The following is a 23,520-nucleotide window of genomic DNA, read 5'->3' on the forward strand; positions in this document are numbered from 1 at the left end:
TCCCCTGGCGGTCGAGCCGGTAGCGGGGGCCCGCCGCGTCGGCGGGCGGAGCCCACGGGAGCGCGCTGTGGGTGCGGTGCGCGGAGGGATCGGTCCGGGTGCCGCCGTCCGTCTCCGCGTCGGAGGCGGACGCGGGCCCGGGGAGAGCCGCGGTACGGGGGGCCGGGGATCCGGGGGGCAACGCGGCGTGGAAGTAGCCGTCGGCCAGGAAGAGCACGGGATCGGTCGCCGGGCGAAGGGACGCCGGATCGCCGCCGCGCGGCAGGAAGACCTGGTCACGCCCCTCGCCGGTGACCACGGTGAGGGGCATGCCCAGCACCCGGGCGGCCAGAGCGGGCAGCAGATCCGCCCCTCCGTGGTCGCCCGCGCGGCGTGCCGACTGCTCGGTTCCAGCACCGGGTGCGGTGGTCGCGGGCTCGGCGGTGAACGGACGGGAAAGCGCCGAGAGCGCGAGCGAGGCCCGCTGCTCCGGGCTCGGCCAGAGCGTCTGCGGCAGGCGCCCGAGGGCGTCGAACTCGGCCTGTTGCGCGGGGGTCAGCCGGATGCCCGCCGCGTCGATCTCGTCCTGGGTGAAGCTGTCGGCCGCGTCCAGCGCGAGGGCGTCCAGCAGATCTTCGTTGGCCGGGTCCCCCAACGCCCAGCCGAGCCGGTCGCGTACCGAGGTCACGGCCTCGGCGGTGAGCGCCGTGTCGCCCGGATTCGCGGCATACCGGGCGGCGAGGTCGTCGCCGAGCAGGTAGGGCAGCCGGTCCGGTGTGCTGGAGGCGGTGGCGAGCAGCGCGTGGAAGAACGACGCTCCGTCGTGGGGCACCTCGTGCACGTCGCGCGTCGTGGCGCCGTCCGGGGAGGTGAGGGTGCGCGGGGCCGTGTCCGTGGCATCGGTGACCTTGTACGGTTCCGGCGCCTCGGAGCGCCAGTCCGGTGCGGCGTATTCCTGTGCGGCTTCCTTGTCCGGCGTCAGCCCCTGGTGGTGAGCGGTGAGCCGGGCGGCGGCCCGGTGCAGGCGATGGTGATCGGCGGCGGCGGTCTCCAGGCGCTGCTGCCACCGGCGTACCTCTTCTCGGGCTGTCTGCCAGGCGGCGACGGCCGGGGACGCGGCGACCGTCCGGGGCAGGACTGTGGCCGTGTCGTCGTCGCCGAGCGCGGCCTGCTCCTCGGGGCTCAGGTCGAGCCAGGTCTCCCGGGTCTTCGCGCGGGCGTCGTAGTAGTTCTTCTCGGCGGTGGCGAGGTCGGCCGCGGCCTTGGCCTGGTCGTCCCAGGCCGCACGGGCTTCGTCGGGGAAGGTGGTGTCGTCCAGGAGGCCGTAGTCCCGGGCGATGTCCTCGCGGAGCCAGACCAGGGCGGTGGTCTCGGCCTCGACGGCGCGCGGGCCGCGCCTGGGCTTGCCGAGGGCCTGCATCGGCCGGCTGTCGGTGACCCGGTGGTCCACCTCGGCCACCGAGAGCCAGCTGACCGGGACCGCGAAGAGCATGCTGCGGTCGGTGACCACCTTGACGTGGGTGCCGAGGGTGGTGTCGGTGGCGCTCTTGAGCGCGGTTGAGTCGTTGGCGCCGCCGATCGGGACCGTGGCACCGGGGTTGGTCACGCCCGCGTTGCTGTTGCCCGCCAGCGGCGACGTACTGATCGCGCCCTCGACGTTGTCGGTGATGCCCGCGTCCAGCGCGTCGCCGGTCTTGCGCCGCTGCATGGCCTCCATGCGCGGCTTGTTCTCCACGGCCAGCAGCCGCGCGCCGCTCCGGTGCATCTTGGCGTAGAGACGGGAGTCGGCGGTGTGGGACTGGCCGAGGAGACGGGCGGAGGACTGGGTGGGCAGCGGCGAGCCGTCGGCCCCGAGCGCCTCGCGGAAGCCCGCGGTCAGACCGACCTGGGAGGTGGCCTCCTGCTGGGCCTGGGCCGGAGCGGTGCCGAGGGCGGTGAGCGGGGTGTGCCGGGCCATCCGTACCCGCTCGGTGAGCGTGGTGTCCGTGTGCCGCTTGCCGAGGTCCGTGTCGCCGGGGAAGCCGTCGGCGCGTGCGGTGGCGAGGGTCAGGGCGTCCTGCACATTGGCCGAGCCGAGGATGTCCACGGCGAGGATGCCGGAGCCGATCACATCGTCGAAGGGCAGGATGTCCGGGTCGCTCCCACCGGCCTCCCCGCCCGCCGTGCGCCACCGTGCGATGGAGTCCGGCAGGGCCTGATCGGCCGTCAGCACCTTCACTGCGCGCGGCGGTTCCGGAACGTCCTGTTCGGTGAGCGCACCGTCGGCGCCGTCGCCGTCCGGGGTGAGCAGGCTCGCCGGGAGGATCTCGTTGAGGCTGCCGACGGGGGCGGTGGCGGTGGGGCCGAGCGGCTTGCCGGACGCGTCGACCAGGGTGGCCGTCAGCGTGTAGGTGGTCACGATCTCGGCGTGTGCCTGGGTGGTCGCGATGTTGGGCATCGAGGTGCTGCCGACCGCCTCGGTCACGTTGCTCGACCGCTGCTTGGCCGCGGTGCCCTGGAGCGCGGGGTTGGCGGCCAGCACCCCGCTGCCCGCGGCGCGTTCGCTCGCGCTGAGCGTCACATCGGCACCACGGTCCTGGGAACGGCCGTCGACGTCGTCGCGGGCGGTGGTGCGGTAGTCCTCCAACTCATAGCCGGTGCGCAGCCGTTCCACAGTGGTGGTGACCGGCGTCAGGGTCAGTCGCAGCTGCCCGGGGCTGCCGCCGACCGGCAGGTGGTGCGGGCTGGACCAGGTGCGGTAGTGGACCGGCAGGGCCATCCCGTCGGTGGTCAACTCATGCACATGGGAGCGGAGGAAGTCCGGCGAGAGGCGCTGGAGCACCTGTTCCCGGTCGTGCGACGGCACGCCCATCCGCTCCAGCTGCCGCATCAGCTGCTGCGCCGCCCGGCTCGCGTCGAGTTGGCCGCTGGGGTGGGAGGGGAAGTGGCGGCGGCGGAGGAACGGGGGCAGCCGGTAGCCGCCGCCGAGGTTGTCCGGTGTGCTGGTGCCGAGCCCGTCCGGGGCGAGGCCGGCCTCGATCGCGTCCTGCATCGGCAGGTGGAACATCACCGCGTCGCGGACGCGGTGAAGTGCGGCGGCCGCGCGGCGCGGCGAGAGCCCGCGCCCCAGCCGGCCGGAGATCCGGCCGGCGGCGGAGCTGATCCGGCCCCCGGCCCGGGTGCCGACCGTCCCCATCGCGGCCGTCCAGCGGTCGCGTACGGCCACGGTCTCGGCGGCGTCGGCGACCACCAGGTACATCCGGCCGGCGTAGCTGAGGGTGGTGTTGCGGCCCCGGGTGAGGGTCTGGGAGACGCTGCGGCCCTTGCCCCAGGCGTACTGGAGCGCGGACGAGTACGCACCCACCAGCGCCTGTTGACCGGGGGCGCGCTGCACCGGCGTCACGGCGCCCTGGAGTCCGAGGGTGGTCCGGGAACCGCTGCCGGAGGTGCCGGCGACGCGGTGCTCGTTGCCGATCGTGGCTTCGAGGTTGCCCGGCTTCGGGTCGCTCTTGACACGAAGGTTCTCCAGCTCGCCCCGCACCGCCGCCTTGAGGTAGTGCGTCGAGAAGGGGCCCGCACCGGTGAGACCGGTGATGCGGGAGCCGAACGGGCCCAGGTACTGGCCGAGTTGCCCGGCGACGCCGAGGTTGGCCATGGCCCGGCGCAGGGCCGTGCGGATCGGGGTGCCGGGCGCGTTGACGTGCCAGGAGTCGCCGGTGGCGCGGTCGGCGGTGTCTTGGACGAGCTGCTGGCGCCGCTCGCCGCCCTCAGCACCGAGAACTACGTGCGGGGCGCTGAGCAGCTTGTTCACGAGTTGCCGGTCGGCCGCGGAGGTCCGGGGCAAGGGCCGTGTGCCGTCCAGGAGTTGGTCGGCCTCGGTGGAGGACAGGGTTCGCGGTGCCGGGGCGGGTGCGGGCGTCGGCGCGGGGCCGGTGGCCGGGGGGTCGACAGGGGCGTGGCGCTCGGAGCCGTGGGCTGCGGGGACGGCCAGCTCCACCCGGCCCACGGTCTCGGTCCCCCGGGCGAACAGCGGGCGCTCCGCGACCTTGCTGACGAAGACGCCGGCGCCCAGCAGTCCCACCGAGACCAGCCGGGTCCAGCCGCGCGGGCGGCGGTGCCCCTCGAAGGTGGCGCCCAACTCCACCTGGTAGCTGTAGAGGTCGGAGTTGTTCTGGAAGGCCAGCTGATCGTGGGTGACCGCGACGGTGTTCTTGGTGGCACGCGTGCGGGTGTGCGCGTAGCGGGCGCCCAGAGAGACGTTGCCCGCCTGACGGGGCAGCCCGGTGCCGGGGTCCTTGTCGTGTTCGCGCGGCGAGATGCCCAGCTCGACGCCGGCGGAGAGAGTGGTGGAGTCCTGCTGGCCCTGACCGGAGATCTCGGTGCCGACGACGGCGTTGCGCAGCGAGCGTTCGCTCAGAGTGGTCTCGAACCGTCGGTCGGTGAGCCGGGCGCGCAGGATGAGCGTGTGGTGCCCCCGGCGGACCTTGCTGTCCTCCGTCAGGGTGACCGGCACGCCGGTGGTGGTCAGATCGTCGAGGCTCTGCGCGAGGGTCGGCCGGTTCAGCGCCTCGCGCACCTGGCGCTCGTTGTGCAGAGCGGTCCGCATGCGCCCGTCCCCGTACCAGAGCTTGGCCAGGTGGGGGTGGCGCAGCATCAGCGGCGGGACGAAGAGCGACGGGTACGCGCGGTGCAGCGTGTCCAGGACCGTGTCGGTGAAGGCCTTCAGAGGGTCCTGGGGAACGGGCGCGGGCGTGACCGGTGGCGGGGCGGGCGTGGTCGTCGCCGGGGCGGGAGCCGTCGTCGCGGCGACCGGGGCAGGCGTGGCCGTCGTCGGGGCCGGGGGCCGCTGGTCCGGCACGAAGCCCTCGGCACGGACCTGGCCGCCCAGGTGCACCGGGTCCTCCCGCGTGAGGTACCACGGCACCGGCGGTTCGGCGGTCGGGTTCGGCCCGGTCGCTCCGGGGGTACGGCTGTCCCAGCCGGCGAGCCGGCGCGCGTCCTGGGTGGAGTACCAGTCGAGGCTGACCACGCGGACCGGCCGGGCCGCGGAGCTGGGCTGACCGGCCTTGCGGACCATCAGGGTGCGCTCCACCCGGTAGAGCGCCACCGGTTGGTTGCGGACACGGCCGGTCACCTTGCGGGCGGAGTCGGCGCCGAGGAAGTGGCTCCGGCCCGCACTCAGATCGGTGCGGACCAGAGCACCCGCCTGGATGCGTACGTCGGTCTCGGGGCCGATGAGGGTGTTGTTCGGCCCCGCGGTGACCTGTACGCCGAAACCCGTGTTGCGCGCGTGAGCGCGCTGGTTCTGGTAGGTGGTCTGGGCGAGGTCCCGGATCTCGGCCTTGACCGACTCCGTGACCAGAGTGGCCCGGTGCGGGATCGACCTCTCGACGATCAGATGGCCCAAGGGGTGCTGCCCGCTGCCCCGGGTCAGCTCGGGCCCGCTGACGGGTCCGGAGAGGCGGCCGAAGAGTCCGAGGAGCCGCCCGGGACGTACGTACGAGATCAGCGTGCGATGCGCCGAGCTTCCGGGGCGTGCACCGGAGATGGCGAGTGCGATCTCCTCGGGCGGATCCGTCAGGTGAAGGGCGGTCGTGTCGGCGATCCGCGGCTCGACCCCGTCCGGGAAGGTGAGCGTCTCCGGGGCGCGCTTCGGCCCCGTGAAAGGCACGGTGAGGTCGTCCGGCAGCCGCCAGCTCAACCCGTCCCGCATGGCGAACCCGGCCGAGTGCACCTCGCTGCGCTGCCAGTGGGGTGCGGCGGCGGGCGGCACACCCGGTACGGGGGCCGACGGATCCTCGGTGATCCGCTCGACACGCACCTGGTAGTGGACATCGTCCAGGTGCAGGTGGGACCCCGTCCAGGCCCGGTATTCGCTCTGGTGGTACGCCTGGGTGCCCAAGGTGTAGTCGGTCCTGCGGGTCCAGCCCAGCGAGACGCCGATCTTGAGCAACCAGTTGAGGGGCGGGCCCATGCCCAGCGCCGCGGCGACCCGGCGGCCGACGCCGACGCTGCGCCCGCCGCCCGTACCGGCCTGGCCGCGCCTCATCGTGTCCAACCGGACGGTGGCGCCGCCCGCTTCGGAGAAACGCTCCCAGCGGTGGTACGGGACGGCCTCGACGATCATCTCGTGGCCGACCCCGGACTTCTCCCGGCCGACGAGGCGGGCACCGCGCGGGGAGGTGAACGCACCGGGCTGGTCCCGCAGCAGGCGCAGCAGCTCCGCCCCGTCGAACTGGGTGCGGAGCTTCTTCGGCAGCTGGTCGAAGATCTCCTTCGCCACCTGCTCGGGTGAGCGCAGCGTGAGGACGCCCGGGCCGTTGAGGAGTCCGGTCCTCGGCGTCCCGGCGGTCCGCGCGCCCGGTCCGGTGGAGCCGTCGCCCGGATCGGCGTCCGGGCTGATCAGGACGGTGGGCAGGCGACTGCCGTCGTCGAAGGTGACGGTGCGCGGAGCGGGGCCCGGCGGCCGGGCGTCCTCGCCGGTGAGCAGTCTTGCCGGACGGTGCCGCTCCAGCTGCGTCTCCAGCGGTACGGGATCGCCCCGGTCCGGGCTTTCCTCGGCGGAGACGTCCGGGACCGGGCTCTCCTTCGCGGGGACGACCGGGACCGGGCTCTCCTCCGTGGGGACGACCGGGACCGGGCTCTCCTCCGTGGGGACGTCCAGATCCGTGATCCCACCCATGCTCCGCAGCCACTCCCCGAAGACGTCGGAGCCGGCCGGATCTTCGGTGGCCCGGGTGGGATCGGGGTTGGGGGTGGGGGTGGGGGTGGGCAGAGCCGTGGCCGGAACCAGGGTGTCGTAGTGGTCGGAGCCGTTGTAGGCGACGTGCAGGGTGCCGCCACGGCCTCCGGGGTTGAGCGGAATGACGGAGGTGCCCTCCGGTGCCGACGTGTCGGGCCGGACGAGCCGGAGCTCCAGGTCGAGGGTGTGTGCCAGCGCGAGCGGGAGCGCGTCGGCGAAGGGCGAGGACCACAGGGCCGTTTGTTCGGCCGCGGCGAGGATCAGCCCGTCCGTGCCGAGCCGCCGCGCGTCGGCGGGGGTGGGCGCCACGGCGGCGAGGCGGGGATAGCCGCTCTCCTCCAGGATCTGCCGCCACCGGCGTTCGTCCCCGGCCTCGACGACCTCCTGCGCGATCCGGTCCCAGGTCTCCCGTGTCCGGTCCCGCTCCTCGGCGTTCCGTGCCCGGTCCAGAGCGGCCATCCGCAGGTCGTCGACGACGACGAGCACCGGATCGGGGGCGGCTTCGACGTTCGGGGCGAGCAGTTCGGAGCCGGCGAGCCGGTCACGAAGCAGCTCGCGGAGTCCGGCGACGTTCCGCGCGGCCCAGGCAGGCGGGACAGGGTGGCTGCGCGCGGTGTCGAGGAGCGACCGGAAGAGGCAGTCCCCGTCGCCCCGGGTGGGCATCCTGTGGAAGGTCTGGCCGTCCGCCTGGACCGTCCCCGCCAGGCCCGGGACAGCGGTGTGCTCGCGGGGCGATTTCCTGTTCTCGACCGGGCGGGCTGCGGGGTGGACGAGCTCGGCGTGGTCGCTGTTCGGGGTGAAGCGCAGCAGCGGTTCGCCGGAAGGCCCCTGATGGGAACCGACGATCTTGTCGAACACCGACTTGTCGAACGCCGTCGGCGGATTCCAGAACATGTGCGCACCATGCGCCACCGCCATGTCCTTGGCCCGCATCTCATCAATCAGCGCATCATGCTCCGGATGCGAAATCCGAGAACCATCCGGAGACGACACATCGAACAGATCATGATCTCCCGTGATCGGACGACGCCCACCCTCGGCATCAAAACCGAACACGATACCGTCATGCACCGTGAACTTGCCCTCAGCCTCATACTGGGCCATCTTCCCGGCCAGCTCATGAAACTCCACGGACCGCTGATTGAACCGCGAGACCACCCCGTCCCACGCATCCACCGGAACCGAACCCTCAGCAGGCAGAACCGGCTTGAAATAACCCACCAGACCGACGTTCCCCGCATCAGCCCCCAACAGAACATCAACCTCGTTGACCGTCTTCGCCTTGATGTCCTGCGGCTTCGGCATCGCCCCCGCATCCAACCACTTCGGCGCAGACGGATTCGTCGGCCGCACATCCACGACCACATTCCGATCCCGCGCCACATCACGGAACTTGGAAAAATTCTTCTCCGGAATGCCATACACATGCCGAGCCGTGTAGGAATCGACCTGTCCGGGCTTGAGCTTCTGCGTCCACGTGAGCACGGCGTGGTCGCTGTTCGGGGTGAAACGCAGCAGCGGTTCGCCGGAAGGCCCCTGATGGGAACCGACGATCTTGTCGAACACCGACTTGTCGAACGCCGTCGGCGGATTCCAGAACATGTGCGCACCATGCGCCACCGCCATGTCCTTGGCCCGCATCTCATCAATCAGCGCATCATGCTCCGGATGCGAAATCCGAGAACCATCCGGAGACGACACATCGAACAGATCATGATCTCCCGTGATCGGACGACGCCCACCCTCGGCATCAAAACCGAACACGATACCGTCATGCACCGTGAACTTGCCCTCAGCCTCATACTGGGCCATCTTCCCGGCCAGCTCATGAAACTCCACGGACCGCTGATTGAACCGCGAGACCACCCCGTCCCACGCATCCACCGGAACCGAACCCTCAGCAGGCAGAACCGGCTTGAAATAACCCACCAGACCGACGTTCCCCGCATCAGCCCCCAACAGAACATCAACCTCGTTGACCGTCTTCGCCTTGATGTCCTGCGGCTTCGGCATCGCCCCCGCATCCAACCACTTCGGCGCAGACGGATTCGTCGGCCGCACATCCACGACCACATTCCGATCCCGCGCCACATCACGGAACTTGGAAAAATTCTTCTCCGGAATGCCATACACATGCCGAGCCGTGTAGGAATCGACGACCAGGGAGTTCACCGGGGGCGCGGGCAAGGGCGGGATCCCACCGGACTCGGGCACGTCGTGCGGCCTGGTCGGGGTGGGCGGGGCCGGGGTGGGCGGGGCCGGGGGCTCCGGCCGGTGCAGACGGCGGGCCAGCTCGGCGGTGTCCTCGGGGCCCAGGCCCAGTTCGGGCAACGGGAGCGGTGCGTTCGACAGTGACCAGGCGATCTCGGCGGAGCGCGCATAGGAAAGACCGAGGGCATCGGACCGCGAGACCAAGGTGTCCGGGGGCAGTTCGGGCGGTGGGGGCGGCAGCAGGGCGTCGAGAGTCGTCGCCGGGGTCGCACCGGCCCGCAGTTCGGCGGCGGCTTCGAGGAATGCCCTGTACTGCCCCGGTGTGGGTCCGGTGGCCGGGTCGACGTTCGTGAGGTCGGTGGCGGTGTACCAGTCGGTGACCATCCGGTCCAGCAGGTCCGGGGTCATACGACCGTCGCCGTAGCGGGCGGCGGTGCCCGGGGCACGCCAACGCACACCGTCGACGTAGGCGAGAGCTGCCAGTGCCTGCCGGTTCTCCGGCTGCTGTTCGGCGTCCGGTCCGAGGACCTCGCGCAGAGTGCGGACCTGTTGGAGGGTGCGGGCGCGGGCAAAGGCGTCGGCCGGGTCGGGGCCCGCGTGCAGCCCCGCCTCGCGTGCCAGCGCGTCCAGGTCGGCCCCGGCGGGTTCCGGGGTGAACAGCCGCCACCGGCCCGGTCCGTCCGCCCCATCGGTGAGCACCGGCCAGACGTTGCCGTCCTCGTCCTGGGCGGTGCCGACCTCCGAGGTGGGGGCGTAGACGGAGCGGCCTGTCCGGTTCGCCACATGCTGAGCCACCGCCAGGCCCGCGATGTTCGGCTGCCGGCCGGTCTCGCAGGAGAACAGCAGTAGCGGCCGGTCCTGCGAACCGTCCGTCGCCCAGGACTTGAGGACCTCGCCGAGCTGGATCCCGCTGACCTTGACCGTGGGCCGGGTGGCGTCGTCGGTGCCGAGGGTAACGGTCCGAGAGGTGCCGTGCCCGGCGAAGGCGTCGGCGCCCCGTTCGGTTCCGGAAGCGGGCAGCGGCGCGGGCGGGCCGGTGAAAATCCTGCCGGGGGTGGCCGGTGCCACGGTGTCCGCGCCCGGGAGCGGGGGTGTGGTCCGTACGCCACGGAAGGTGTCCTGGCCCAGCAGGGCACGACGGCCCGCGCTGCGCTCCGTACCGTCCTCGGCCGGGTCCTGAGAGACCGTCAGTGTCTGTACGGCCTTGCCGGGGCGGGGACGCACCGCCGCTTCAGGAACCCAGCGGCGCACCTGTGCGAGAGGGACCGTCGCGCCGTCCAGCGTGGTGATGGACGGTTCGCCACCGGACCGTCCGTCACCGGTGGCGCGGGCGGCGGGCCGTGTGACGACCCGGCCGGCCGGTGACGGGGGCGCGGGCGGCGGCGTGGCCGCCGACAGGTCGTCCGTGGCGGTCTCCACGGGGGGCGAGGTGGCCGATCCCCTGCCAGGTCCGCGTCCGCCACCGGTCCCGGGGGTGTTCCCTCCGGTGCCCCGCCCTCCGCCGTCGCCCGGGTCCGACTCCAGGAGCACGGAGGAGGCCGTTCCGGTCCACGGGCGGGATGAGGCGGCCAGCTTCCCGGGGCCCGACGAGACGGTGGGAACGACCCCGTCGGCGCGTGCGGCCCCGGGCTTCTCCCGGTCACGTCCGACGGTCGAAGCGGGCTTCTCCGGACCGCTTGTCGTCGTGGACTTCCTCGGGACATCGCCGGTGGGCGGCGGGGTGTCGGAGGACGTCGTGGCGGGTGTCGTGGACGAGGTGGTCGAGGGAGCGGAGGGGGTGGCCGTGCTGCTGGGCTGGGCGGGACGGGGCGCCGGTCCGAAGGCATCGGCCAACGGACGCAGCACATCCGCGCCGGGGAAGACCGTGCCGTCCGCGGTCGCGGCGGTGCCGGGCCCGGTGAGAGGACGGACCCGCACCGGCGCGCCCGGTGCGTCGCGGGTCAACTCGACGGCGGCGCGTACCGGGCCGGTGCCGTCAGCCGTGGTCACGGGGCCGAGCACCACGACCCGGTCGGTTCCCGCCGTGTCGAGCAGCGTGGCCGACTCCGGCGTCCCCTCCCCCGGCGGTTCCGCGTCGGAGACCACGATCGTCAGCGACGGAGCCGTCGTGCTCCCCGTCTCCCGGGAGGAGTCGGGAGCCGTCCTGACGTCGGTGACGGCGCTGTCGGGACCCTGGCCCACGGGGTCGGCGAACGAGCCTACCGTGCTCGGTTTCGACGGTGCGGCGGACGGACCGGAGTCCGTGGTCACGTTCAGGTCCGTGGCCCGGGAGGTGTCGACGTCACTCGACCGGGACGGGTCGGAGCCGGGGCGAGGGGCGTCGTCGGCAACGGTCCGCGTGGAGTGGTCCTCGTCCGTGGTCTGCGTCGCGCCCTCGGTGGTGGTGGTCCCGGGGCCGTCCGCGGAAGGGGTGGCGTCCGGGGTGCGCGTGCCCGGGGCCGGACCGGTCGAGGGTCCCGCGGCAGGAGGGCTCGCGGTGGTGGGGGCGCCTCCTGGCCGGGCGGAACCGCCCTGCCCCGGAGCGGCGTTGGCCGCGGGGGCGACGGGCACGCCTTCCGTCCCACCGGACACGGGATCGGTGCGCCCGCTCCCCTCGGTTGAGCCGTCCGCGAGATCCGAACCCGACGCGCCTCCTCGTGCCTCGCCGAGGGACGTCCCGGCGGTGGCGGAGCCGTCGGAGGGCGACGTGTCCGCGTCGGCGGCGGGGCCCGTCGTCGGGTCGGCGGGCCGGTCCGTGGCGACGGCGTCCGGATGAGGCGCGGTGTGCGCTTCCGGCTGCTCCGGTGTGCCGTCCGCCGGGGAGACGAGACCGGGGTCAGCCTTCCGGCCTCCGGTCTCTTCCAGGACGTCCGGGCCGGAACTGTCCCGGCTCGCGCCGGAGACGTCGCCGAGGTCGGCGTCGCTCCCGTCCCGTTGAACCGCCGGGGCCGGACCGGGCCCGTCGACGGACACGGTCCCGTCGGCCGACGCATCGCCCCTCACCGGTACGTTCTCGCCGACCGGCGGGTCGCCCTCGACCGGGCCGCCGCTCGGCCCCGGGGAGCCGACGGTGGCCGGGCGGTCGATGGTGACCTGGGTGTCGAAACCGCCGAGGGCACGGCGGATCTCGTCGGTGTCCACCTGGGTGGCCGGGGAGCTGTCGCCCGGCACCACCCGTACCTCGGGAATGCCCGACAGGCCGTCCTGAAGGCGATCGCGGATCTCTATCTCCGCAGCATCCGGGGTCTGGCCGCCCCGCAGCGCCGCCAGATCTCGCAGCGCCTGCTCGCGCACCTCCACCGGGCCGCTGTGGACCTGCTGCCAGAGCTCGTTCTCGGCCGCGGTGACCGGCATCGGGCCCGGGGTGTACGCCGGAGGCGCCGGACTGCTGTACGGGGGCGGTGCGGAGCTGAACGGTGTAGAACCGTCCCCGACGTAGGGCGGCGGCTCGCTGCCGACGAGGTCGCTGTGGCCCGTGGTCTGCTGGGCGAGCGGTGGCGGCGTGCCGCGTCCGGCGCCGCCGGTGCTGCCACCGCCGTCGCTCCCCTCCGTACGCGAGGGACCGTGGGAGTCCTCGGCGCCGGCGGATTCCCCGGATCCGGGCGCACCGATATCGCCCGAGGAGACGGTCGGCGGCGGCTGGACGCGCAACTTGTCGATGACATGGCGCAGTTCGGCGCCACTGTTCAGAGCCGTGTCGGAGAGCGTGGACTCGACCTGGCTGCTCACTCCCGCGCCGACGAAGGTGGTCCAGCTGGTGGACCAGTCACCGTCGAAGGCACCCTTGATCAGGATCTCCGCCAGGGCCTCGCCGGATCCGGCGGCGAGGAAGTCGGCCGTGCCCTTGAGCCCGTAGTGGCCGGCCAGCGCTCCCGGCCGATCGGAGTTGTAGCGCAGGATCTGGTTGTTCCGCCACAGCTCGGGGTTGTTCCGGAAGGACAGCGGACCGTCCCGGAAGGTGACGGGTACGGGGCCGGGCGAGGGGGTCGGGCCGTTGCCGTTGCCGTACGGCTTCGGGTCGGGGCGGTCCTTCGGCAGATCGTCGAGGTCGGGGCCCGGCTTGGGGTTGGGGCGAGGGTTCGGGCCGTTGGGCTTGAGGTCGACGTCCGGCGTGTCCCGCCACTTGGGGTTCTTGAAGTCGAGGTCCGGGCCTCCCTTGAGGAAGTTGCCGTCGAAACTGCGGACGATGTCCTTGGCGAACTTGTCGAAGACGCTGGTGAAGAAACCCGCTGCCGCGCCGAACGCGGCTGCCTTGCCGATGTCGCTCCAGTCGATGCCGTCGGGACGGCGTCCGTCCGGAGCGAAGTTCATCATCGCGAGCCGGACCGCGAAGGTGGTGAACGCCTCGGCGAACGCTTCGGTCAGCGAGGGCGCCAGGTGCAGCCGCTGGAGGAGGTGGCTGAGGGTGGTGAGGATGAAGAACCGGCTGCGCAGCTTGGCCATCATGATCTGGCTGGCCGAAGCGCCACCGGTGAAGAAGGACATCGCCAGATAGATCGCGATCTCGATGAGCAGCCGGATGATTTCAGCGATGACCTGCCACTTGGACTCCATGATGTCCATGGAGGTCTTGCGGCGGCCTTCGGCGATCTTGTCCAGCTGGTCGGAGAAGTCGCGCAGGTAGTTCTTGCCGCCGTCGTCGATGAGCATGCCCATCGCCTTGGCGTACGACGAGGCGAGATCGTCCGGCATGGACTCACCGATGTCATGGATCGACTTGTCGATCAGCGAGGACAGCCGGTCCAGTTTGCGCCCGAGGCCGGAGTAGGGCCGACGGCTCTCGAAGGCGAGGTCCTCGTCCGCGTCCATGAGCTTCTCCCCGGTGAGGATGAAGATCATGGCGTTGACCTCGGGCGATACCTGGATGCTCACCGACGGCCGCCCCGGGGGCCGTGCGGGCAGGACGGAGCCGCCGCTTCCCCCTGTGTGCGGGAGCGACGTGCGGGGCGGAGGTCAGCGCCGGCCATGCCCGCCCGTGCCGTCGAATCCGTCCGTTTCGATGCGGCTGTTGCCGTGCTCGATCTCGTCGATGTTGCGGTCGCGCGTGTCCTTCATCATCCGCACGTTGCCGATCGTGGCGTCCGTGATGCCCACCAGCGCGTCCCTGATGGAGAGCATGGTGTCCTTGGTGGTCTGCCGCTCCTCCTGCTCCTGCGGCTTGGCCTTCTCCGAGAACTCGCTGTTGGTGCCGGGCCAGCTGACCGTCAGCGCCAGTTCGTCCAGGAACTCCTCGGTCATGGTGCGGGTGAGCACCCCGATCTCCTCCAACTGGCGTGCCAGGGCCTCGATGCGCTCCGGATCGACGTAGTACCGCGGTCCCATCGTCAGTCCTCTCCCTCGTCGCCGATGACATCCCGCCAAGCCGGGGTCGCCGGACCGCCTCGTGAGGTGTCCTCGTCGTCCTCACGCAGAACCTCGGGGCCGAAGATCCGCTCCCAGTCCAGTTCGAAGCCCTTCAGCTCCGGCAGGTCGCTGCTCGGCTCGGCGAAGGGAGCCATCGCCTTCATCACGTGCCGGTTCATCTTCAGCCGAGCCGCGCCGGCCGCTTCCAGGACACTGGCGGCCAGTTCCTGCGGGGACATGTCGCGGTACTTGTTCTCCAGGAACTCGATTCCGGTCAGTTCGCCCTGCGGACCCGCGGTGGCCCGTACCGCCCGGTCGGAGGAGAGAACGGAGAACGACGCCGACCGCAGTTCGCGCTCGGTGCGCGCCACCGCCTCCTGGGCGGCGTGCAGTTCGGCCATGGCCTTTTCCAGGCGCTTCTCCAGCGGTTCCGTCATGCGCGCACCCCTCCTAGCTTCATGATCATATCGCCATCCGTACACATGACCGTACGTCCACCTCGGCGGCTGCGTACTCCGGCTCCGCCTCTGCCGCCGCCACGGCTGTCACCGGCCGATGACAGCCGGAGTGCCGCCCTCCTCCGTGCCCCACACGTCCACGTCCTCCTCCAGGTAGTCGGCGGCGGTGGCGGGCCTGCGCTCCTGCTCCCCCTCCTCCTCCGGGGAGTTGCCGCCGGTGGTCGAGACCCGTTGCGCGGGGGCCAGGAAGGTGTCGCTGTCCTCCTGGCGGTTCCACGGACTACGCCTGCGGCGGTTGCGGCGTTCGCTCTCCTCCGCCGCGTCGACCAGGACGGCCCGCACACGCTCGCCGTTGCCCTTCTCGCCGCCGCCCGCGCCCATCCCGCCCATTCCGCCGCCCATCGGCATACCGGGGGTGCCTGGCGTGCCCGGGGCGCCGGGCGCTCCCGGACCGCCGCCGGAGCCGGCGCCCGGGGTCGTCGCGTTGTTCGCCGCGCTGTCGGAGAGCGGAGCGACCTGGCCGAGGGTCTCCGCGGACGGAAGGTTCGCACCGGGGAGGCCACCGCCGGAGCCGCCCGCTCCGGTCTGGGAACTCAGCCCCAGCTCCGAGAGGGCGACGTCCCGGGTGCTGGTCCCGTCGCCGCCACCACCCCCACCACTGCCGCCACTGCCGTTGGCGAGGTCCTTGAGCCCGTCGAGATCGAGGTCCCGGTTCCCGTTCAGGCCGTCCAGGTCCTGGTTCCCGTTGAGATCTCCGAGGTTGCCGAGATCACGGTTCTGGCCGAGGTCCCGCAGGTCGTCCAGGAAGTCCGGCCTGCTGTCGTTGCCACCGCTGTTCCCACCGGCCGAGTTGAGCTCGTCCAGGGTGACCGTCTCGGTCCTGCCCTGCGGGTCGGTGACGGTGGCGATCCCGGTGTCCGGGTCGATGGAGTGACTGGAGCCGTCCGGGAAGGAGTTGAGGAACCGGCCGTTGTCCAGCGAGGAGACGGAACCGTCCGGGTTGGTCACCTCGGCCCCGTGGGTGAGGTCGGTGGTGACCTTCGAGCCGTCCGGAGCGATGCTGGTGAGCTGTCCCGTGTCCGGGTCGAAGACGGCCTTGCCGCCGTCCGGGAAGGTGGTGGCGAAGTCGCCGTTCTCCAGCCCGGTGAGACTGCCGGTCGGGGACTTCAGGCCCGCGTCGTCGGTGTTCAGGTTCCCGAGGTCGCCCAGGTCGTTGACGGTCTCGCGATCACCGAGGTCACCGGGCGACTCGGTCGGCAAGTCGGCGTTGATGTTCCCCAGGTCGCCCAGGTCACCGATGCCGTTGCGGTTGTTCAGGCCTTCGAGGCTGCCGAGGTTCTCCGTGGTCACACTGCCGTCCGGGGCGGTGGAGGTGACCTGACCGGTCGCCGGGTCGATCTCCTGCTTGGTGCCGTCGGGGTACGTCGTCGTCAGCTTGCCGTCGTCACCGAGAGAGGTGACCGAACCGTCGGGATTGGTCACCCGGGTTCCGTCGCCCAGATCCTGCGTGGTGACGCTGCCGTCCGGGTGGGTGGTGGTGAGCAGTCCGCTGTCCGGATCGAAGGAGGTGCTGCTGCCGTCCGGGAAGCCCGTGGTGAGCTGATTGCCGTCGAGCTGGGTCCGACCGCCGGTCGGGGTGTCGAGTGAGCCGCCCGCCCCGTTGTTGAGGTCGCCCAGGCTGCCCAGGTTCTCGGTGACCGCCTGGTTGGCGGCGTCGTTGGGGTTCCGCGTACCGGGGCCGCCGTTGATCCCGCCGAGATTGCCGAGGTTGGAGCTCACCGGGAGCGGGCCGCCGCCGGCGGTGTTCACGTCACCCGGGTTGTTCACGTCGCCCGGGTTGTTCACGTCGCCCGGGTTGTTCACGTCGCCGAGATTGCCGAGGTTCTCCGTGACCGCGTTGGTCACGTCGTCGAGGCTGGGCGTGTTCGATCCGCCGGGGCCAGGGCCGTTGATGCCGTCGAGGTTGCCCGTGCTCTCCGTCACCGGGATGTCCTGCTTGAGGTTGAACAGATCGTCGAGGTCGCCGAGGCCCTCGCCACCGCCACCGCCAGGCCCGTTGATGTTGCCGAGGCTCTCCTCCATCTGCTTGGCCTGTTCCTCGGCCTCCCGCTTGGCCTCCTCCTGCTCCCGACGCTGCTCCTCACGGAGCTCGTCCTGGTACTTCTTGTCCTCCTCGCGCTGCTTGTTCTGCTCCTCACGCAGCTCGTCCTGAAGCTTCTTGTCCTCCTCGCGCTGGAGGCGCTGCTCCTCACGGAGCTCGTCCTGAAGCTTCTTGTCCTCCTCGCGCTGCTTGTTCTGCTCCTCGCGCAGCTCGTCCTGATACTTCTTGTCCTCTTCCCGCTGCTTGCGCTGCTCCTCGCGCAGCTCGTCCTGGTAGCGGCGGTTCTCCTCGTTCTCCTCGTTGATCTTCTCCTTCTCCTCCTCCAGCTTCTTCTTCTCGTACTCCTCGCTCGCGGTGCCGGTCGACTTGGGCTCGGGTACGTTCTCGGAGAAGTCCTTGGAGAGCGTCAGGAACTGGTTGTTGAGCCTCGACTGCACCTCGCGGGCGGGTTTCACGAGCATGTCGTCCACGGCCCGGCTCCAGATGTCCACCGCCTTGTCGCCGACCTTCGCCCAGTTGGCGATGTCGGTGAGGTCTCCGTAGTCGGGGTGCACCTGGGAGAAGCCGGCCTGCGGGCTGTGGCTGACCGTCGTGGTGTAGCGGGAGGTGTACGACTTGATGTCGGTCTTGGCGACGTTCTCCCTGTCCACCCACTGGGCCAGGTCGTCGAGGACGTAACGCAGCACCTGGTGCGGGTCGTAGTAGTCCGACCGGGCCCAGGCCAGCCACTTGTCCAGCAGGTCCCGGGCGGCCTGCTCCAGGTGGGAACGGCCGAGGGAGAGCGCCCGGGAGTAGACGGTGCTGCCGGTGCCGATGGCGTCCCCGCTGCCCGCCGTCTCGTTGAAGGTCTCCACATAACTGTCGTAGTTCTCGCGGATCTTCTTGATGAGGCTGCGGAAGACCTCCGCGGCCTCGCCCTTCCAGCTCGCGTCGTCGGCGCCGAACCGGTCCTCCCAGTCCTTCAGCAGCGGCGCATGGTCCTTGAAGAACTTGGCCGCGTAGTCGAAGGAGTAGCCGGCCTTGGTGAAGGAGCTCAGGTCGACGACGTCGGACTCCTTGGCGACCAGGCCGCTGAAGCGGCCGTCGCCGCTGTTGCCTTTCAGCAGAGCCATCAGGGCCGCCCGGGGACCGTTCATGTACCGGGCCAGCGGGATGGTGCTGAACTTGTCCTTGTTGTAGTCCGTGAACTCGTTGCCCTCGCGCACGGACACGTCGTTGACGTCGGTGGAGTCGGTGCCGGCGAAGATGACCTCGTCACCGGACTTCACACGGCCCTCGAAGACGATCCGGGCCTGCATGATGGAACGCTTCTTACCGCTGTCGAAGAACCAGATGTCGTAGTCCTGGCCCTTGTCCCGCAGGAAGCCGGAGTCCTTGACGAGAAGGCCGAGGCTGCGCTCCTTGATGTCCATCCGGAAGAGCTTGCCGCCGTGGTCGGAGCGGAGCGTGTCGAAGATCTCGCCGCGCTTGGGCACGGGATAGCCGGTGATGTGCGTGACAAGGTCGGCCCAGTTGTCGCTGGACGCCGCATCCGTGTTCTCGTACTTGTCGACGTTCCCGACGGATGATTCGTCGTACCGGTCGGCCACCGCGCGCCCTCTCTCGTCCTTCGCCGTCCACCCCGGTGCTCGGGGCGGCTACTTCTCTTCCGTGCCCGAGGAGCCGCTCGTGAGCGTGTCGACCTCCTCGAAGGTCTGGAGCAGCGTCTGTGCGTCGATCGCGTCCAGGTTCTTGTTCTTGGTCTTGTTGGCCTCTTCGATGGTGTCGCTGAGGGCTTCCTTGAGCTCCTTGAAGAGCTCCATCTGGTCACCGAGCAGCTTGTCGAGGGAGGTCGCGACGGACTTGACGCTCTCCACCAGCGTCGGACCGGAGATCAGCTTCTCCCGGTTGATCAGCCCGAGGCGCAGCAGCTGCGATTCCTGGTCGAGGTTGTCGGCCGTGGTGTAGCCGCCGATCAGCTCGCTCAGGGGGCGGATGCGGCTGTCGCCCTCACCCTCTCCATCCTCCTTGTGCTTCTTGGCCTTGGTGTAGACCGGGTGCACCTCGTTGTCGCGGAAGTTCTCCATCTGCTTGAGGTCGAAATGCTTGACGTCGGCGTGCTCACCGGCCATGGGACGTCCTCCTGCGATCGGGCCCGGACGGGATGACTGCAACGGGGCAGCGGGAAGCCGGGGCCCGCCCTCCTGCGCGCGGCAGGGGGCGGGCCCCGAGCAGTGGGCTAACGGGCCCGCACACTGCCCCAGTTGTCGGCGCTGCGACGCTCGTCCCGGGAGTGGTTGTCGTGGATGCTCTGGACCAGTTCGCCGCTGTCGCCGAGGAGCAGGGCCATGTTCTTGGTCGCCTGGTCCCACTCGGCCTGCACGCCGCGGTACATCGCCTGGTCGTCACCCTCCCAGGAGGTGACGAGCGGCTTGAGCTCGTCCTCCAGGTTGTTGAGGGTGGTGATGATCTGCTGGGTCTGCTGCTTCAGCTCCTCGATCGCGTTACGGACCGTGGAGTACTGCACATCGATGATGCCGTCGGCCATGACATCTCCTCTCGGGTGGCCGGGCGCGCGGGCCCGGAGCTGCTCACGGGGTCCGGCCGCCACGGAGGGGGCCGGTCACGCGAGGGGGTCAGCGCAGCGCTTCGAAGACGCCTTGGCTGGTCTTGCTGTTGAGCACCTCGGTGAGGTCCTGGTTCTCCTTCGCCAGCCGGTTGGCCGACGTCACGTTCTCCTGGAGCGCGTCGATCATCTTGCTGATCTGGACGACGACCTTCTGGGCCTCGCCGTTCCAGCTGCGGAAGAGCTTCAGCAGGGCCTGGCCCTCGTCACCGCCCACGCCCGAACGCGCGGCGATCTCGGCGACGTTGTTCTGAGTCTTCTCCACCGAGGCACGGGCCGACTCCAGTGAGGAGACACCTCCCAAGCCCTTGGCATAATCGGCCCTCCTCTGGCCACTGTCCGCCATGTCACGCTCCCTTCGTCGAGGTAACTCTCGTCACACCGTTGTTCGCCGAGGTTATGGAGAACTCACCGCCCGACGCAACGCATGTAAGGAAGATTTGAGCATAGGTTTGGGTACCGGATTACCCGCCGGCGCACGGCAGTTGCCGCATGTTTCCGGGAAATGAACAGGCGTCGGCGCCGGACCGCCCGCGAACGGGAAACGGACAGGAAACGGGCGTCGGAGAAATCCGAACGGTCACCGGGGCAGCCCATTTCTGAGCTTTGTTTGAGGTTGACCGCTCACACCCCTCACCAAATCTCCCCGACCCGGCTCCCTTTACGGCCGACGCCGCGCACGCGCTTCTTCGCACTTGCGGTCGTTTGGGGTTTTCGCCGGGATCATGGCCGAGAATCGGCTGCTCCGGCGGCCTCCACCGCACCCGGCGCGCCGTCCTTGACCGCCGTGCCCTTCTTGCTCGCGGCCCCGTCCTTGTCGGCAGCGCACTCGGGGGCCGTGATCCTGGGCTCCGCGGTGCCGGAAGCGGCAGCGGGGTCCAGGTCCGCACCGGTCGGCAGGGCCGCGAGCAGCGGTGCCGGGACCGAGCCGATGTCGTCCTCCCCATAGCCGAGCGCTCCCAGGGCCTCCTTGGCCGGGACGCGGTACTTCACGCCGTTCTCCGCCACCAGGTAGGTCGTCCCCGCGTGCGCCGCGCCACTGGCGTGCAGGGCCCTCACCAGGGCGCCGCGCCCGGGACGGACCACCGTGGCGTCCGTACGGGCGCAGGCGTCGGCAAGCGGCTGGGCGGCTCCCTGCGAGAACGCCACGGGGGCGAGCCCGGTGAGCGGGACCAGCACCGACCTGATCCGGGCGCCGCCGTTGCCGCCGTCCACCTGGGCGCAGAGCGCGCTGCCACGGGGCGTGGACCGGGGCAGCGGGGGGGTACTCGGCAGCTCTGCGGCGTTCCCGTCACCGGCCGTCTCCTTCGCCCGGTGCGTGCGCAGCACGTCCGCGCCGACCTTTCGGGCCTCGGGCGAGCGCCCTTGGTAGGCCTCCTTCTGCGTGGCCGGGTCGCCCAGCACCAGGGCGGCCTGAAGCCCGGAGAGCGGCACGAGGCCGTCCTTGCGCAGCAGGTGGTACGTGGAGCCTCCGCCGACCACGCTCACCTCGAAGAGCTGACCGATCCGGCTCGGCTCTCCGCCGATCTCCGGCCCCTTCCCCCCGCGGCCCGGGACCTCCGGCGGCTTCAGGGCCGGGCCGGGGGCCAGGGCGTCGAGGAAGGCGGCCGAGACCGGCATGGCCTGTTCGGAGCCGTAGCCGAGGGCGTTGCGGGCGTCGGAGGCGCGGTCCAGGGGCAGTCGGCTGCCCCGCCACACCAGATACTCGCTGCGGTCGGGCCCGCGTACGAGCACTCCCCGGTCGGCTCCGACATCCTGGGTCTCCAGCGGCGCCCCGGCGACCAGCGTGGTGGCTCCGGGCTCGTCGACACCGGTGCCCGTGACACCGCCGGTGGTGCTGGGCAACGCTCCGGACGGGCCGGTGACGCACATGTTCCAGGCTCCGGAGTCGAGTTGTCCGGGGCCGGGCAGGGTGTCGGGGGCACCGGGGATACCGGCCGGGGACCCGACGGGGACGTCCCGCAGCGAGGCCGTGGAGACGTCCACGGCCTTCAGCTGCGGGCCTCCGATCAGCCGGGCCGAGGCGTAGTTGCGCACCGGGTGGAGCACGCCGTCGGTGCCGGTCCACAGGTAGCGGGCACCTGTCTCACGGTTGACCACCAGGTTCTCGCCCTTGCGCCAGGTCTCGTTGCCACCGGGCCGCAGGAGTCCGTAGACGGTGGCTCCGGCGCCGATCAGGACCGTCACCAGGAGACCGAAGACCACACCCCGGGTCGTCCGGCCCAACGGGCTCTCCGGGGCGTCCGGGTCGGCCGTCAGCAGGCCCGAGCTGAGCCTGCCCATCATGAAACCGTGGGCCTGCACCTGGTCGCGCTTGGACTGCACAGCCTCTCCTCAACTCTTTTTCGATGGACCGGCGATGGAACGGCGTACGGGGTTGCTCAGCCGAACAGGCCGCGCAGCCAGCCGAAGAGACCCGCCACCCACAGGGCGAACGGCAGCAGCGCGACCGCGAGCCCGGTGTGGGCCAGCTCGGCCGCCCGGCCCCAGTACGGCAGTACCCGGCGGCCGGGCACGATCCAGGACGCGGTCACCAGCGCGGCCGCGGCGGCGAGCAGCACCGCGAAGACGACCACGCGGCCGTCGGCGTCACTGTCCACCGCCCAGGCGCGGGCGAAGAGGAGCAGCCCCAGGATCCCCGGCACCGCCAGCGTGAGCCGCTGGCCGATGTGGACAAGCCCCCGGGAGTGCAGGAGCAGCAGCAGGGACAGGGCGAGCCCGGTGAGCGTCTCGGGCAGGTCGGGGGTGTGGGCGAGGACGGCCAGGGCGGCGGCGGCGATGGCGCCGGTGGCCGCGAAGAGCGCGGTGACCCAGCGCCCGGCGAGCTCGGTGCGCTCGGCGACCTCGTCACCCGCGTACGGGTCGATGCCCTCCTGGAGCTGTCCGGCGGAGGAAGGGAGCGACGGCATCCGCATCCCGGCCAGTTTGAAGGCGAAGGGTGCGACCGCACCGGCGGCGAGAGCGACCACTGTCGCCACCAGCGCCACGGCGGCGGGCACGTCCAGACCGGTGTAGCCCATCAGCGCACCGGAGAGGGCGGCGGCGACCGCGACCACGGCGGTGGCGAGCAGAGCGGGTGCGCCGACGGCGGTCGCCGCGAGCGCGAGGACCGCGCCGCCCGCCGCGGCCGCGCCCGCCGCGAGCAGCCGTGCGCCCGCGACCTGCGCCGCGTCCGGACCGGTCAGGTCGCCGCCGGGCAGCACCCAGCCGACCAGGGCGAAGCACGGGGCGACCAGCAGGCCGAGGGCGGTGGCGGAGAGCCGGTCGCCGACCGCGCGGCTGGCGGAGCCGGCACCGGCGAGAAGCAGCACCCCGGCCACGGCCGCGCAGGCAGCCCGAATACCGGTGGAGCGGGCGACTCCGGGCCAGAACACCAGCACCAGCGCGGCCACCACGGTGGCCACCGCGGTGCCCACCAGCAGGCCTCGCGCCGCACCCGCGTGCCAGGTGTGCAGTCGGCGGCCCACCGTCTCGGCGATCCCGTCGACCAGGTCGTCCAACCGCGCCTCGGGCAGCGCCTCGGTGTGCGGGCGCAGATGCAGCACGGCGCCGTCGGCGAGACCGGCCTGGGCCAGGGTGGTCTCCTCGTCGAGCGGGGCGTCGCCGAGCCGCTGGAGCACCCAGCCGGCGTGGTCGAGGCCGGCCTCCTCGGCCTCCTCGCCGACGTAGCGCAGGAGCGTGGGGAGCAGATCGGCGACCGGCACGTCGGCGGGTACGGCCAGATCGATGGTGACGCTCGGCGCACGTACGGTCAGGCGGCACGATTCGGCCACCGCACTGTCGGTCATCAGCAGAACTCTCGTCTTCGGTGCGGGCTTTGACAGGCTTCCCCGGGAGCGGGAATGTGCGAAGAGTACGGATAAGTCCGCGTGGCTGTGAGCGAGGGGGCCGGGCAGAGAAAATGTGCCCGCACACCCGGTGACCGCCACTCCCGCGTGGACAGGGCGCGTTCCGTGAATGCAGACTACTGCCTGCGGCCACCGGCCGTGCGGTGGGCCGGGGTGAGGAATCCGGCAAATGGGCGGCGGACACGGAAGTTGACTGCCCCCGCCGTCAACTCGAAACATTCACCCGGCGTTCATCGTGGCACCCGCGCCCGGGGAATCCGTCGGGTGCGGCCCTT

The 23,520-nt window shown here is 71.2% G+C and carries 9 protein-coding genes (1 of these 9 cut by a window edge); all 9 read right to left on the reverse strand.

What is annotated here, in order from left to right; translation table 11 throughout:
- Nucleotides 1-13,729, reverse strand: partial view of a lonely Cys domain-containing protein gene (locus tag ACSMXR_RS03025; protein ID WP_473172334.1) — the start only. Its footprint begins 19,181 nt before the window's first position; only the first 13,729 of its 32,910 coding nucleotides appear in the window; its start codon is at nt 13,727-13,729; the stop codon falls past the left edge of the window.
- 114 nt (nt 13,730-13,843) lie between these two features.
- The gene (locus ACSMXR_RS03030) at nt 13,844-14,212 is read right to left on the reverse strand and encodes a hypothetical protein (RefSeq protein WP_364886304.1); all 369 of its coding nucleotides are present in this window, start codon (nt 14,210-14,212) and stop codon (nt 13,844-13,846) included.
- Nucleotides 14,213-14,214: 2 nt separating this feature from the next.
- Complete coding sequence (locus tag ACSMXR_RS03035) at nt 14,215-14,670, reverse strand: YbaB/EbfC family nucleoid-associated protein (RefSeq protein WP_473171180.1); 456 nt, start codon at nt 14,668-14,670, stop codon at nt 14,215-14,217.
- 108 nt (nt 14,671-14,778) lie between these two features.
- Nucleotides 14,779-18,381, reverse strand: coding sequence for an AAWKG family protein (locus tag ACSMXR_RS03040; RefSeq protein WP_473171181.1), 3,603 nt, complete (start codon nt 18,379-18,381; stop codon nt 14,779-14,781).
- A 48-nt stretch (nt 18,382-18,429) separates the two neighbouring features.
- The gene (locus ACSMXR_RS03045) at nt 18,430-18,903 is read right to left on the reverse strand and encodes a type VII secretion system-associated protein (RefSeq protein WP_137231507.1); all 474 of its coding nucleotides are present in this window, start codon (nt 18,901-18,903) and stop codon (nt 18,430-18,432) included.
- A 107-nt stretch (nt 18,904-19,010) separates the two neighbouring features.
- Nucleotides 19,011-19,319 (reverse strand): WXG100 family type VII secretion target, encoded by a 309-nt coding sequence (locus tag ACSMXR_RS03050; RefSeq protein WP_030081478.1) that lies wholly within the window; start codon nt 19,317-19,319, stop codon nt 19,011-19,013.
- A gap of 88 nt (nt 19,320-19,407) precedes the next feature.
- Nucleotides 19,408-19,743 carry a hypothetical protein gene (locus ACSMXR_RS03055; protein ID WP_030081476.1) on the reverse strand — a complete coding sequence of 112 codons (336 nt, stop codon included), beginning with the start codon at nt 19,741-19,743 and terminating at the stop codon, nt 19,408-19,410.
- A gap of 377 nt (nt 19,744-20,120) precedes the next feature.
- Complete coding sequence (gene eccB, locus ACSMXR_RS03060; RefSeq protein ID WP_376184909.1) at nt 20,121-21,722, reverse strand: type VII secretion protein EccB; 1,602 nt, start codon at nt 21,720-21,722, stop codon at nt 20,121-20,123.
- 56 nt (nt 21,723-21,778) lie between these two features.
- Complete coding sequence (gene eccD / locus ACSMXR_RS03065) at nt 21,779-23,185, reverse strand: type VII secretion integral membrane protein EccD (RefSeq protein WP_137231503.1); 1,407 nt, start codon at nt 23,183-23,185, stop codon at nt 21,779-21,781.
- Nucleotides 23,186-23,520: the final 335 nt, after the last annotated feature.

It is taken from the genome of Streptomyces sp. DSM 106670 (genome assembly GCF_055792845.1).